The 14,696-nt window shown below is 61.3% G+C and carries 8 protein-coding genes; 5 read left to right on the top strand and 3 right to left on the bottom strand.

Annotated features, from left to right (window positions below; all coding sequences use genetic code 11):
- The first annotated feature begins 15 nt into the window (after nt 1–15).
- The 5 genes from bcsR to bcsC are packed head-to-tail and all read left to right on the top strand — an operon-like array spanning nt 16 to nt 9,353.
- Nucleotides 16–210 (top strand): cellulose biosynthesis protein BcsR, encoded by a 195-nt coding sequence (bcsR, locus tag AC6I8V_RS00695; protein ID WP_497844043.1) that lies wholly within the window; start codon nt 16–18, stop codon nt 208–210.
- Nucleotides 210–941 carry a cellulose biosynthesis protein BcsQ gene (bcsQ, locus tag AC6I8V_RS00690; protein ID WP_497844042.1) on the top strand — a complete coding sequence of 244 codons (732 nt, stop codon included), beginning with the start codon at nt 210–212 and terminating at the stop codon, nt 939–941. Before bcsR ends, bcsQ begins: the two co-directional genes overlap by 1 nt.
- Complete coding sequence (gene bcsA, locus AC6I8V_RS00685; RefSeq protein ID WP_497844041.1) at nt 938–3,556, top strand: UDP-forming cellulose synthase catalytic subunit; 2,619 nt, start codon at nt 938–940, stop codon at nt 3,554–3,556. Before bcsQ ends, bcsA begins: the two co-directional genes overlap by 4 nt.
- Nucleotides 3,557–3,571: 15 nt before the next feature.
- Complete coding sequence (bcsB, locus tag AC6I8V_RS00680; protein WP_497844040.1) at nt 3,572–5,869, top strand: cellulose biosynthesis cyclic di-GMP-binding regulatory protein BcsB; 2,298 nt, start codon at nt 3,572–3,574, stop codon at nt 5,867–5,869.
- Entirely contained in the window at nt 5,862–9,353 is a 3,492-nt protein-coding gene (gene bcsC / locus AC6I8V_RS00675; protein ID WP_497844039.1) for a cellulose synthase complex outer membrane protein BcsC, read from the top strand. The genes bcsB and bcsC overlap by 8 nt, the downstream gene beginning before the upstream one ends.
- Before the next feature lie 75 nt (nt 9,354–9,428).
- Here the strand turns inward: bcsC and AC6I8V_RS00670 are convergent, their stop codons facing one another.
- From AC6I8V_RS00670 to AC6I8V_RS00660, 3 genes are read right to left on the bottom strand one after another with little or no spacing between them, the layout of a single operon-like run.
- Complete coding sequence (locus AC6I8V_RS00670; protein ID WP_497844038.1) at nt 9,429–10,436, bottom strand: family 8 glycosyl hydrolase; 1,008 nt, start codon at nt 10,434–10,436, stop codon at nt 9,429–9,431.
- A gap of 10 nt (nt 10,437–10,446) precedes the next feature.
- Nucleotides 10,447–10,893 carry a cellulose biosynthesis protein BcsD gene (gene bcsD, locus AC6I8V_RS00665; protein ID WP_497844037.1) on the bottom strand — a complete coding sequence of 149 codons (447 nt, stop codon included), beginning with the start codon at nt 10,891–10,893 and terminating at the stop codon, nt 10,447–10,449.
- A complete protein-coding gene (locus tag AC6I8V_RS00660; protein ID WP_497844035.1) occupies nt 10,893–14,696 on the bottom strand; it encodes a cellulose biosynthesis protein BcsC in 3,804 nt (1,267 codons plus the stop codon). Before AC6I8V_RS00660 ends, bcsD begins: the two co-directional genes overlap by 1 nt.

The raw sequence follows: 14,696 nt of genomic DNA, 5'->3' as shown, positions 1-14,696 counted from the left end.
GGTGACAAAAAAGTAATGAAAACCGAAAATGCTTTTTCTCTGATCTCATCAACCAATGAAGAACAGGATGACATTAATGCCCTGAGCGAGGCCTTTTCATTGAAGGCATTTCGCTACATTGATATTGCCAGGGAAGAACGCCTGAATACGATATTGTCCTGCTGGCCGCTGCTACAGGAATTAACTGCCGCACAGGAGCAGGAACGCTAATGCCGATCATTGCTCTCCAGGGATTGCGTGGCGGCTGCGGTGCCACCGCGCTGAGCGCCGCGCTCGGCTGGGCGCTGAACGCGTTACAGGAATCGGTGCTGGTCATCGATCTTTCGCCTGCCAATCAACTGGCTACCCATTTCAATCTTGCCCTCAGCGAGGAAGCCGGATGGATGCCTGCGCGGCTCAATCAGCAGCCCTGGCAACAGACGGCGCAGCGTTATCGCCCCGGACTGGATTTTCTGCCTTTTGGCGCCATTTCCCATCAGCAGGCATTAAGCATTCGCAGCGCCGAAGAGAAATTAGCTTCACCGCTGCTTAACGCTTTTGCGGCCCTGAAATCCCAGTACCGCTGGCTGATTATTGATTTACCGGCGGACCTCTCCGCCTGGCATCTGCCCTTTTTATCCGCCGTTGATCGGCTGGTGCAGGTGCTGACCCCGGATGCCAACTGCCAGCTGCGGCTGCATCATCCGCGTTTTCTGCCGCATACCCTGTTTTTAATCAACCAGTTCAACGCCAACAGCAAGCTGCAACAGGATCTGCATCAGCTATGGATTAGCTCGCTGAAAAACCTGATTCCACAGGTGATCCATCGTGATGAAGCGCTGGCAGAGGCGCTGATGATGAAGCAGCCGCTGGGTGAATATCGCCCTCATGCGCTGGCCAGTGAAGAGGTCAACACCCTGGCAAACTGGTTGCTGCTCAACGTGGCGGGAGCGGAAAAATGAATCCGCTGCGCTGGCTGTTGATCCCACAGGCCTGGCAGGCGCTGCAACAGCGTGCCGCCTCGGCACGCAGGCAGGGCGCCAGCTGGCCGACCATCAGCCTGCATCTGCTGTGGTGCGTGCTGGCCTGGGCGCTGTTACGGCTGGAAACCCCCAGCTGGCAGCGTATTCTGCAACAGCGTCAACGTTACTATCCGCAAATTTCGCCGCAGCGTCCGCGTCCGCTCGATGTCCTGCGCTACGCGTTACAAAGCCTGTGGCTGCTGCTGGTGCTGCCGCTCGACAACAGCGCACGCAGCGAACGCAAACGCCTGAATGCATTTCGGCCGTTGTTTCGCTGGCGTCAGCGGTTATATCAATGGCTTGGCGCGCTACCCACGCGGCTGGAACGGCACAACCTTATCCACCGCAGCGAGAAGCGCCTGCAACGTATGTCTCCGCGCCTGCGTCAGCTGCTGTTTATGATGGCCGCCATTGGCGCCGGCCTGCTGGCGCTGCTCTGCATTTCACAGCCGTTTGGCATCATGACGCAGTTTGTCTTCGTGCTGCTGCTGTGGTGTCTGGCGATGCTGGTGCGGCGCGTACCGGGGCGCCTCTCCACCATCATGTTGATTGTGCTGTCGCTCACCGTCTCCTGCCGCTATTTGTGGTGGCGCTACACCGAAACCCTCAACTGGGACGATCCGCTCAGCCTCGGATTCGGTCTGCTGCTGATCGGCGCGGAAACCTACTCCTGGACGGTGCTGGTGCTGGGCTATTTCCAGACGCTGTGGCCGCTGAATCGCCATCCGCTCTCCATGCCGCCGGAAATCAGCAGCTGGCCGAGCGTCGATATTCTGGTGCCGACGTTTAACGAGCCGCTCAGCGTGGTGAAACCCACCATCTATGCCGCGATGGGCATCGACTGGCCGCAGGAAAAGCTGAATATCTACATTCTCGACGACGGCACGCGCGAGGAGTTTCGCGAGTTTGCCGCCAGCGTCGGCGTGCAGTACGTGGTACGCCCGACCCATGAACACGCCAAAGCGGGCAACATCAACCATGCGCTGAAAACCCGCTGTAGCGGTGAATATGTGGCGATTTTTGACTGCGACCACGTACCAACCCGCTCGTTCCTGCAATTAACCATGGGCTGGTTCCTGAAAGACACGAAGCTGGGGATGTTGCAGACGCCGCACCACTTCTTCTCGCCCGATCCGTTTGAGCGCAACCTTGGCCGTTTCCGCCAGACTCCGAACGAAGGTTCGCTGTTTTACGGCCTGGTGCAGGATGGCAACGATACCTGGGACGCGGCCTTTTTCTGCGGCTCCTGTGCCGTGCTGCGCCGCACCGCGCTGGAAGAAATTGGCGGTATCGCGGTGGAAACCGTCACCGAAGATGCGCACACCTCGCTGCGCCTGCACCGCCGCGGCTACACCTCGGCGTATATCCGAATTCCGCAGGCCGCCGGGCTGGCGACCGAAAGCCTGTCAGCGCATATCGGCCAGCGCATTCGCTGGGCGCGCGGCATGGTGCAGATCTTCCGGCTGGATAACCCGTTGTTTGGCAAAGGCTTAAAGCTGGTGCAGCGCCTGTGCTATGCCAACGCCATGCTGCACTTTCTCGCCGGGATACCGCGTTTGATCTTCCTGCTGGCGCCGCTGGCGTTCCTGCTGTGTCACGCCTATATCATCTACGCCCCGGCGCTGGCGATCGCCATTTACGTCCTGCCGCATATGCTGCACACCAGCCTGACTAACTCACGTATTCAGGGGCGCTGGCGTCACTCCTTCTGGAGCGAAGTGTATGAAACGGTGCTCGCCTGGTATATCGCCCGCCCCACCACGGTGGCGCTGTTTAACCCGCACAAAGGCAAATTCAACGTGACCGCCAAAGGTGGCCTGGTGGCGGAACAGCATCTCGATTGGGTGATCACCAAACCTTACATGATCCTGGTGCTGCTCAATCTGGCCGGTATCGCGATGGCGTTCTGGCGCATGGCGTACGGTCCGGCCAACGAGATACTCACCATCTGGGTCAGCCTGATTTGGGTGCTGTACAACATGATTATCCTCGGCGGCGCCGTGGCGGTGTCGGTTGAGGCGCGACAGATTCGCGAAGCACACCGCGTCGAGATTGCCATGCCAGCGGCGCTGGCGCGTGAAGATGGCCATATGGTGCCCTGTACGCTGCGCGACTACTCGGACGGCGGCGTCGGCGTCGAGCTGCGTGAAGCGGATGCGTTGAAAGAAGATGAACCGGTATGGCTGCTGCTGCGCCGGGGTCAGCAGGAGTTCAGCTTCCCGTGCCAGGTGCAGCGCGTATTTGGCCGTCGCGCCGGTATCCGCCTGCATCAGCTCTCCACCGAACAACACATTGAATTTATTCAGTGTACCTTTGCCCGCGCCGATACCTGGGCGTTGTGGCAGGACGGATTCCCGGAAGACAAACCGGTCCAGAGCCTTGGCGACATTATGGTGCTGGGCTTTAAAGGCTATCTGCGTCTGGCGGAGTATGGACCGCCACCGCTGCGCCGTTTATTCAGCCTCCTCACCCGGCTGCTGAGGTGGCTGGCGTCACTACTGCCGCAGGGTATTGGCCGCGTGCCAGCTGGCATAAAAACAGAAAACACTCATTAAGTTGATGATATGACCATGACGAGAAAACTAAGTTGGTTCACCGCCCTGTTGCTGAGCACGGCAAGTCTGGCACAGGCCGCCCTGCAACCGGCTGCCCCGGCAGCCCCGGCCGCAGCGGCGCAAAGTCCCCTGCCGGTCATGAGTGAGCTGGTCGATCCCAACGCCCCGCTGCGTGCCAGTCAGCTGGTGTTCAACCAGGTGGCACCGCCACCGGGCAGCATGACGCTACGCGGCACTGAACCCACCAGCCAGATTGAATTCGGCGTGCGCAGTGATGAAGTGGTCACACGCGCGCTGCTGACCCTCAGCTACCGTCCTTCGCCCGCGCTGACCCCCACGTTGTCGCAGCTCAAGGTCTATCTCAACGATGAAATGGTCGGGCTGGTTACCATCACCGCCGATCAGCTCGGCAAAGAGAACCAAACCCAGCTGGCTATCGATCCGCGTTTTATCACGGACTTCAACCGCGTGCGGCTGGAGCTGGTCGGCCACTATGCCAACGTGTGTGAAAACCCGGCCAACAGCACCATCTGGCTGGATATCGGCAAGGAGAGCAAGCTCGACCTGACGCTGCAAAAGTTGCCGCTGAAGAACGATCTCTCCCACTTCCCGGAACCCTTCTTCGACAGCCGCGACAACCGACCGCTGCAACTGCCGATGGTGTTCAGCGCGCCGCCGGATCTGCAACAGCAGCGTGCGGCGGGTATTCTGGCCTCGTGGTTTGGCAGCAAAGCAGCCTGGCGCGGTCAGTCATTCCCGGTTGTCTATAATCAGCTGCCGAAAGATCAACACGCGGTGGTTTTCGCCACCAACGCCAGCCGCCCTGATTTCCTGAAAGATTTGCCGCCGGTGCAGAAACCGACGGTGGAGATGGTCAGCCAGCCGGATAATCCGTACGAGAAGATGCTGCTGATCCTTGGCCGCGATGACAACGATTTGCTGACGGCAGTGGAAGGCATTGCCCAGGGCGAACTGTTGCTGCGTGGCGATACCTCTACCGTGGATGCCGTCAAACTACTGGCCCCGCGCAACGCCTACGATGCGCCGAACTGGGTACGCACCGACCGTCGCACCACCTTTGCCGAACTGACCCAGTATCAGAACCAGCTACAGGCCGACGGCCTGCAACCCAACCCTATCGCCCTGACGCTCAACCTGCCGCCGGATCTGTTCCTGGTGCGCGCACGCGGCATCGATATGGACCTGATTTACCGCTACACCTCGCCGATTCAGCAGGATGGCTCGCGCCTGGCGGTGCATCTGAACAACCAGTTTATGCAGGACTATCCGCTGACGCCGAAGGACACCGCCGGACAGCAGCTGATGCGCATTCCGCTGATGCAGGGCTTGCAGGACAGCAACCGCCAGCTGACCATTCCGGCGCTGCGTCTCGGCGTGGTAAACCAGCTGCGCTTTAGCTTCGACTACGCCAACACCTTTATCGGCGGCACCGCCGATGGCCGTTGCGAAACGGTGACCGCCGTCGGCCATCACGTAGTGATCGACGATAACTCCAGCATCGACTTCTCCGGCTACCGTCATTACATCGAGATGCCGTCGCTGGCGGCCTACGCCAATGCCGGTTTCCCTTACAGCCGTTACGCCGACCTGGCGCAAACCCTGGTGCTGGTGCAACCCAAGCCCAGCAACAACGAAGTCACCACCCTGCTGAATGCGCTTGGCAGCATCGGCGCACAAACCGGCTATCCGGCGTTGCGCGTGCAGATGAGCGACGACTGGAACCAGGCCAAAAGCAGCGATGCCGATCTGCTGATGATCGGCGGCATTCCGGCGGATCTACAGGATGACCGCAAGATCGACCTGCTGGTCGATGCCGCGCGCAGCTGGCTCAATATGCCCGCACGTCCCATCGCCGCACCGAACGTGCCGGTTTCCGCCAGCGACCGCGCGGTCGAGAGCCAGACCACCATCAGTTCGCGCGGGCCAATGGGGGCGATTGTCGGCTTCCAGTCACCGTTCTTTGATCAACGCAGCGTGGTAGCGCTGCTGGCCGACAGCCCGCGCGGCTGGGATCTGCTCAACAATGCGATGCAGGACAGCGGCAAACGGGCGGCGATTTTCGGCTCCGCCACCATCATCCGTGAATCCGGCGTGAACAGCCTGCGCGTTGGCGATACCTATTTCGTCGGTCATCTGCCGTGGTGGGAACGCCTGTGGAACCTGCTGGCGACGCATCCGGTGTGGCTGGCGATTTGCGCGCTGGTGGTCGTGGTGCTGTTTGCTCTGATGGCATGGCGCCTGATGCGCATGGTGAGCCGTCGTCGTCTGGCAGAAGACGATTACGATGAATAAAACGCGTGTACGGCGGGTCGCGCTGCTACTCGGCACCACGCTGGGGATGCTGGCGGGACCGCTCGCCGCGCCGACAGGCCCGCAGGTTTCGCCGGTCGAATGGCTGCTGATGCAGATCCGTACCGGCGAATCGACCAACAAGTACGACCTGGTGCAGCAGTCGCTTTACCGGCTAGAGAAAATCGATCCTGACAACCCGCAGGTGCTGGCGGCGCAGATCCGTATGGCGCTGCGCCAGGGGGATCAGGCCAAAGCGCAACAGCTGCTGGATGCGTTGAAGCGCGTGGCGCCAGAGTCCGCTGCCGCCCGCGAATCGGAAGCCGGGCTGAAACTGATGAGCGGCGAGGGCCGCCAGCAGCTGCAACAGGCGCGGCTGCTGGCGACCGCCGGTCACCCGGCTGAAGCCAAAGCCGCCTGGGATGCGTTGTTTAACGGCGTGTTCCCGGATGTGAATACCGAACTGGAATACTGGCAGCTGGTGGCGCGTTTGCCCGGCCATGAGCTGGAAGCCTGGCACCAGTTGCAGGCGCTGGAGCAGCGCTATCCCGGCAATATTGGCGTGGAGCTGCAACTGGCGCGCATGGCGTTTGATAACAACCAGCCGGGCGAAGCGCTAACCCAGCTGCGCCGCCTCGCCAACCGCGACGGCGGCCGCGATGCGGCGTCCGAGCTTTGGCTGCAACAGATCCAGAATCAGCCGGTCAGCGACCGCAGCGTCGCCAGCCTGCAACAATATCTCACCGTCTTCACCTCCGGCGATGCGCAGCAACGCGGCCAGGAGGAGCTGACGCGGCAGCAAAAGCTGCTGGCCGATCCGGCGTATCGTCAGCGTATGCGCGGCCTGGCGCTGGTGGATGCCGGTGGCGGCGCGGGCGCGATTGCCGCCCTCAGTGCCGCGCTGAAAGCCAACCCAAACGATGCCGAGCTGATGGGGGCGATGGGCCAGGCGCAGGCGCGCGCCAATAACCGTGCCGCCGCCATCAGCTGGCTGGAAAAAGCGATCCAGAATGGTCAGGCCAGCACCCAGGTCGGCAAGTGGCAGTCGCTGCTGCAAACCAACCGCTACTGGCTGGCGATCAACAACGGCGATAATGCCCTGAAGAACGGCGATATCGCCGGGGCAGAACGTCAGTATCGCAACGCTCAGGCGATCGATAACCGTGACAGCTGGGCGTTGATTGGTCTTGGCGATGTCGCGCAGGCGCGGCATAACAGCGCGCAGGCCGAACAATACTGGCAGCAGGCGTTGCGCATCGACCGCGGCAACACCACGGCGGTGCGTCGTCTGGCTGCGCTCTATCAGCAGCAGTCGCCGGCGCGGGCGATGGCCTTTATTAATGGGCTGCCCGCCGCGCAACAGCGCACGCTGGCCGATACGCTGCATTCCCTGCGCAGCGACAGTCTGCGCGCCGAGGCCGATGCGCTGGCGCAGCAGGGCCAGTGGCGCCAGGCGGTGGTGAAATATCGTCAGGCGGCCCAGGACAATCCCAACGACATTTGGCTGTCGTACCGGCTGGCCGGCGCGCTGCGCAGCAGCGGCGAGAACGCCCAGGGGCATGAGGTGATGAACGCCATGGTGCGTCAGCATCCGCAGGACCCCGCCGCGTTATACGCCTGGGCGCTGTGGCTGTCGTCCGGCGATGAGGATGATGCGGCGTTAGCGGCGCTGAATCGTCTGCCGCAGACGCGCTGGGATGACAACATGCATGAGCTGGCCGACCGGCTGACGCAGCAGAAAGTCTTCGCGCGCGCCACCGCACTGCGCGACGGCGGCAACGAAGCGGCGGCAATCGCGCTGCTGCAACGACAGCCCGCCTCGCCACGCCGCGATATCACCCTCGCCGACTGGGCGCTGGAGCGCGGCGATGCGCGCACGGCGCTGGCGGGTTATCAGCAGGTGTTACGTCAGGATGCGAACAACAACGACGCCGCACTGGGCCGTATCGAAGCCCTGATTGCCCTGAAGCGCCCGCAGGAGGCCCGTCAGGCGCTGCAAAAATTGCCGGACAGCGTGGCGCAGGAGAGCATCAACAGCGCGCGCCGCGTGGCCCTCGCCTGGCAAAACAGCGGCGACAGCGCGCGTGCGCAGCAGCTATTTACCGATCTGAAAACCCGTGCTGCAAAAGAGGCGCCATCGCAGAGCAAAGCGCTGGTGTACCGCGATGCGGCGCGGCTCGAAAACCAGCGCCACCAGCCGCAACAGGCGCAGCAGGATTATCGGCTGGCGATGGTCGCCAGCGGCATCAGCCCCGAGATCCCCCAGGATAACGACAGCTACACCCGACTGACGCGCAATCAGGCGCAGGATGACTGGCTGAAACGCGGTATCCGCAGCGACGCAGCCGATCTGGCGCGGCAGCAGGACACCACCGTCACGCTGGAGCAGGATTACTCGCGCAACAGGGGCACCGGCGGCACCTCCGATTTCACCGCCCACACCACCATGATGCAGGCGGAAACTCCGCTGGCTGATGGTCGTAGTTTCGTTCGCGTCGATCATGTGCTGGTCTCCGCAGGCACCTTTGCCAGCGAAAACGGCAGCCACAGCGCGCTGTTTGGCAGTTGTAACGATGCCAATTCCGGCGGCTGTCGCCGCGACTTCACCCAACGTGACGAAGGGACGTCGATTGGCGTCGGCTGGCATAACGATCGCTGGTCGGGCGATCTCGGCACCACCCCACTGGGCTTTACAGAGACCAACTGGGTCGGCGGGCTGAGCTGGAAAACCGATGTCGATGATATCGGCGTCACGCTTACCGCCTCACGCCGTCCGATCTCCAGCTCGCTGCTGGCCTATGCTGGCGCACGCGATCCCGCGACCAATGGCGGAAAAACCTGGGGCGGCGTGGTCGCAACCGGGGGTTCGCTGGGGCTGAGTTACGATCAGGGCGGCGCGCATGGCGTCTGGGCTGACCTCAGCGCGCATCAGTTAACCGGCGACAACGTGGCGGATAACACGCGGGAACGTCTGATGGCGGGTTATTACTACAAGCTGATCAACGAAGATAACCGTCGCGCCACCGTCGGCCTCAACAGCATGTTGTGGCATTACCAGAAGGATTTGAGCGATTACACCTTTGGTCAGGGTGGCTACTACAGCCCGCAGCAATATCTGTCGTTCTCGGTGCCGGTGACGTATCGCCAGCGCACCGATAACTGGTCGTTTGATGTGGGCGGGTCGGTCTCCTGGTCGCATTCGCAAACCGATGCGCAGCAACGTTATCCGGTTAATCCCGGTTTTGAGCTGGCATCGAATCCAACGTCTGACAGCAGCTCCGGCAGCGGTTTCGGTTATACCGTGCAGGCGGTGGTGGAGCGTCGCGTCACGCCGCACTGGTTTGTCGGTCTGGGGATGGATATCCAGCAAGCGAAAGATTACACGCCGAGCCACGGCTTGCTGTATGTGCGTTATTCGATGGCGGGCTGGGACGGCGATATGGATATGCCGCCACAGCCACTGATTCCGTATGCGGATTTTAAATAATTACATCAGGCCGGGATAAATCCTGTGGCGTGCGGGCGTTGGCAGGGTCGGGATTTCTCCCGACCGAACCCAACATCAACGCTTTTCCTGATACGCCAGCCAGGTCAGCAGTTGCAGGCTGGACGAGAAATAATTCTGATTCGGCGCCAGCTGATCGCTGAGATAACCGGTTTCGCTCAGGGTCAGGTCGCGGATCGCCAGCAGACCGCCGTCGAGGTTGTAGGGGGCGGGCGTATTCGCCAGCACATCAAACCACGCCGGAGTCGTCATACGGCCATAACCCTGCCACACGCGCTGGAACGGCGTCAGCCGCAGGCTCTGCGGGTCATACCACCAGATATTGAGCGGAATGCGGATCGCGTCATAGCTGAACCGGTTGGAGTACCCCAGCGCCGGAGCGACCGAACCATCGGCATTCAGCGCCACCCAATCCAGCGGAAGACCGGTTTTACCGAAATGCATCTCGCCCAGCAGGGCCATACCGTCGTCAATCAGCTGATTCCAGATGCGCAAATGGCTCTGCTCAGCAAACTCACGCCAGGCGGCAAACAGAAAGTACGACGGATTGAGTACCACGTAGCTGGTTTTATTAAAGCCCTGCGCGCCCGGCAACATCACTTTATGCCCGGCATAGGTGATCACCGTTTGTTTCACGATGGCGCGCTGGATGCGATCCGATGCCTGCTGATAATTGCTGCCCGACCACTTCTGCGCAGCGCGCTGCAACGCCCAGGCAATCAGCACGTCGCCGTCTGACGCGTTATTTTTGTCGGCAATAGGATCGGTGGCACCCGGCGTGTAACGCCAGTAAAACAGATCGTTTTGCGGGTTGCTAAGATGGCTCTGCGTCCACTGCCACAGCCGGTCAAAGGTGGGGCGATCGTTATTCGCCACCGCCAGCAACATGCCATAGCCCTGGCCTTCGGTATGACTGACATTGTTGTTGGCCGTATCGCTGATACGGCCATCGCTGCTCATAAAGCGACTTTTAAACGTGCTCCAGCCATCTGCGGCCGCCTGTGCGCTAAAAAACATCACCATGAAACAGAGAATCCATTGACGCCAGAACGGCAAAACTCTCATCACAAGTATCCTATTGATATCGGTAGTACAGCGTGCCGCCATCCAGCTTTTCAAGTGTCACCGGCACCGCCGCGCTGCCGCCCTGGGCCTGCAACCACTGCGCATACACGCCCGCCAGCACCGCGCTGAAGGCCAGCTGCCAGCGCTCAACATCCACCTGACTGTCGCCTGCCGGTAACGCGTGATGCTGAATTAAAATGGCGTTGTCCATCGGCTGCAACTGGGAAAAGCCCCAGTTAAACCGCGCCAGCTGCAAATTGATTTCACGCTCCAGATCCTGCACGGTGCGCGTCTCCGGCAAAGGATAGCGCGCCGCCAGCGATTCGCCCACCTGGTTAAGGAAGCCTTCGGCTTCCTCACCGGCGTTATCCAGCATACCTTCAATCATCACGCTCACCAGATCAAACCAGCCTGGCTGATGTGGATGGGTGACGCGGGATGCCAATTGCTCACTCATTAGTTGTCTCCGAACAGGTAACGGAAGTACAGATTGGCTGTGCTCTCGTTGTAATCGCCAAAGGTGTCGTAGCCTAACTGACCGCCAATGGTGACATCTTTGTTGATCTTGTAGTCTGCACCGGCATGAAGGTTATAGCCGATACCGTTTTTGCTCTCGCCATCGTAGTAAGCACTCTTCACGTAACCCGCATCGGCCATGGCTTGCAGCTGCGACTGCAATGACGGATCGTTCGGGAAGTACGCGCTCTTATCCTGGCTGTAGGATTGATACCCCACCGAGCCGCCGATGCTCACTTTCAGGTCATCAAACTTACGCGAGAAGTCGATGGGGAACGATATCGACGCATAGTTCTGCGGGCTGAAGTAACCCCCCTGACCATAGCTGAAGTAGCTAAGGTTTTTCGAGAAGTCCATCCACGACAGGCTCATACCCACTTTCAGCTCGCGATCGTCATAGTGGAACGGACGCACATAGGCACCCGCCGTTGCCTGCACGCTATTGTTGCTGGCGACGTTCTCACCGATATAGCTGTAAGCGCCGGCCCCGGCATAGAACCCGGCATCGCCATTGTCGTAGCTCAACAGCGCGTTGCCGCCGTTTTTGGTGACCTGGCCCCATCGCTGACCGCTCGCCTTATCTTCCGCACCCACGTAAGAAAGCAGGCTGTCGGTCACTGCGCGGCGCTCACCGGTCAGGATCAACGTCAGGAAGTCAGTCAGCTTCGGTGACCACTGGATACCGCCCACCATGGTGCTCAGATCCTGGCCGAGAGGCGTACTGCCAAGGTCGATTTTATAGCTGTCGCCCTTCAGCGCCATATTCAGCTCCACCCCATTACCGCGTTGCGAATCGGTAGAGGAGGACGGCACATCCGTGACTTTGGCATCGCCAGACGCCACCACCGCGCCCTGAATCAGCGAGTTGGTACCGAAGCGACGCCATGCATCGCCCGCCGCGCTACCCGCAGAGAGGGTAATCGGCGTCATGGTGAAGTCGAAACGTGAGTTGCCAAACGGCACCGTGGAGAAGGTCAGCGGGGCTTTGGCTTCGGTCAGCTTACTCAGGCCCGATTCGCCATCACGCCCACGCACCTGCACCTGCCCCTGGGTCCAGGTGCCGGTTTTCTCCTGCAAATCGTCCATCATGTCGTCGATCTGCTTCAGCGTACGACTCTGCTGCACCACCGGGGTGTCGCTCGCCAGCGTCACGCCTTCGGCGCTGCTGGTGGCGTTCGGTGACGACTGCCACGGCATCACCGCGCCGTAGCTGGACGGCGAACGCCCCACCGGCGAGGTGCTGCGGTTGATAAACGGGTTGTCGGCCAGCGCCAGACCACCGACGGTCGGCACGCTGCCGGTTTGTGCGCCCTGCAAGCCAATCAGCTGGCCGCGCGCGGTGCGCAGATAGCTCATCGCCTGGCTGTGTTCGCCGTTGGCTTCCGCCACGCGCGCCAGCAGCAGCAGGCGATCCGGCGACTGCTCGTTGCGCAGGCCGCGCGTCAGGGTATTGGCTTTCTGTACGTCGTTCTGCGCCAGCGCCACGTTGATGGCGCCTTCGCGCGCATCCTGCGTCGGGGTATCCTGCGTCAGCAGGTAGTCATAGACCACGCCCGCTTCTTTATTCATCTTGCCGGATTGATAGAGTCGCGCCATGGCGAACATCAAATCACGGTTCTGCGGATCGTGTTGCAGCGCGCCCACCAGCTTGTCATACGCGGCGGCGTACTGCTTCTGCTCACGCAGACGATCGACTTCGTTGATCACGTAACCGTTGCGAATGCCCGCCAGCTGGGTCGGGGTACTGCGTGCCTGCAATTCCGGGCTGCTGAGGAAGCTCTGCGCTTCGGTGGTCAGACCGGCCTGATTCAGCACCGCCACCTGCGCGGCGTAATCGCCCGCATTGCCCTGCACGCCGCGCTGCATGTTGCTGCGCACCACCGATACCGCCGTGGTGAGATCGCCCGCTTTCGCCAGTTTCTGCGCCAGGTTACCGGCATCTGTCGGGTTCGACGGCGGCGTCGCCGCCAGCGCGCGCAGCGTATTCGCCGCAGCGGCATTGGAACCCTGCGCCAGATACTGATCGGCGGTGTTCATTTGCAGGTTGAAGTTCACACGCTGCGATAAATCGCGCATGTCGCTGCTTTTGCTGCTGGTGGGAATGCGTGCCAGCAACATGCTCGCCTGCTGCCAGGCGCCGCTTTCGCTGGCATTCAGTGCCCCCGCGTACAATTCATTGGTGCTGGCACCGGTACGCATGGTTGGCTGCATAATATTGGCCGCCATCATGCTGTCGCCCTGCCCGCGATAGAGACGCGCCAGGTCGAGACGCAGCCAGCCGTCATTCGGATAACGGGCGATGCCCTGTTGCAGCGTGGCAATGGCCGCCGCGTTGTTGCCCGCCGCCAGCTCGCGCTTCGCCTGCTGACGAATCGGGTCGGTGCTGGTGCCGCGCGGCGCGACGCTCTGGCGCACGCTATCCGGCAGTGACGCCAGCAGCGTGTTGGCTTCGGCGCCGCGGTTCTGCTGACGCAGCACGTAGAACAGGCCTTCTTTCGCGTTACGGTTATCCGGGTCGGTTTGCAGGATAGCCCGGTAGCTCTGCTCGGCCTGTTGCAGCTGGTTGCTGCGACGCTGCACATCCGCGCGGAACAGTTTAGCGGAGACGCCTTTATCGCCCTCCGCCTGCGCCAGCGGTTCGCTCAACGCCAGTGCCTGCGCGCTGTCGCCGTTTTTCAGCGCCTGCTGTGCGGTTGCCAGCTGCGCATAGAAACGCGCATCGTCGGCCTGTTTCTGACGGGTTGCGCTTTGATCGCCGCCCATCTGCGCGGCACGCGTCAGGTAATCTGCCGCTTCGGCATAACGCCCGGCGCGCTGTGCGACATAGCCTAAACCGGCCAGCGCATCGGCATCCTGCGGGTTGGCCTGCAACACTTTCTCGAAGTTGTTCTGGGCGCTGCTGACATCGCCGCTGTTCAGCGCGGTAAAGCCTGCGCCTTTCTCCGCGCCGCCGACATTTTTACGGTAGTAATCCAGCACCGTATTGTCCTGCGGATGGCGTTGCTGCCAGGTCTGGTACAGCGCGGCGTCGGACGCCTGCGGGCCGAGCCACAGCAGCGCCTGGCGCAGCGAGCGGTCGGCATCTTTATTGCCGTCAGCCATGCTCGCCAGCACGTCAATACCTTCGCGACGCGTGGATTCCTGGTAGGTCAGCGCCTTGCCCAGCGCCAGTCTGGCACCGGTATCCTGCGGATGTTCAGCGGAGAACTGACGCAGCGCTTCCACCGCCTGCGGCAGCAGCGAACGATCGCCCGCCATGGTCAGATAATATTCTGCGGCGACACTCGGCGGCGGCTCATTGCCGCTGAAGGTGTTGCGCCAGGTTTGCAACGAGGCCGCGATATTGCCGCTGCGCGCCTGCTGGCGGGCCAGCGACAGCTGCGACTGCGGAATGCTTTGCAGCTGACGGGCGTTGTCCAGCTCGGACAGATGCCCATCGTTCGGCGACACCTGGCTGAGGCGCGCACGCCATTGCGATGCGGCAACGTTGTCGCCGCTTTGTTGTGAATAGAGCGCCAGCAGATACAGCGCCTGGGTGTTGTTTGGCTCCACCATCAGCACTTTCTGCAATGAGGCTTTGGCTAAATCGTCATGCGCTTTCTGGTGCCAGTAAGCCGCCTGATCGAACAACGCCTGCAACGCGGGATTGGTACTCTCGGCCGCCAGCAGCGGCTGAGAGAGTGTCAGCGCCCCCCCCAGAATCAGGGCATGGCGAATACCGGCACTTAACAGATGTTTTTTCAT

The organism is Pantoea sp. X-Soil-TKNS-1207 (genome assembly GCF_059730485.1).
Note: the sequence above shows the minus strand (reverse complement) of the source record. Positions and strands in the feature narration are given on the sequence as shown.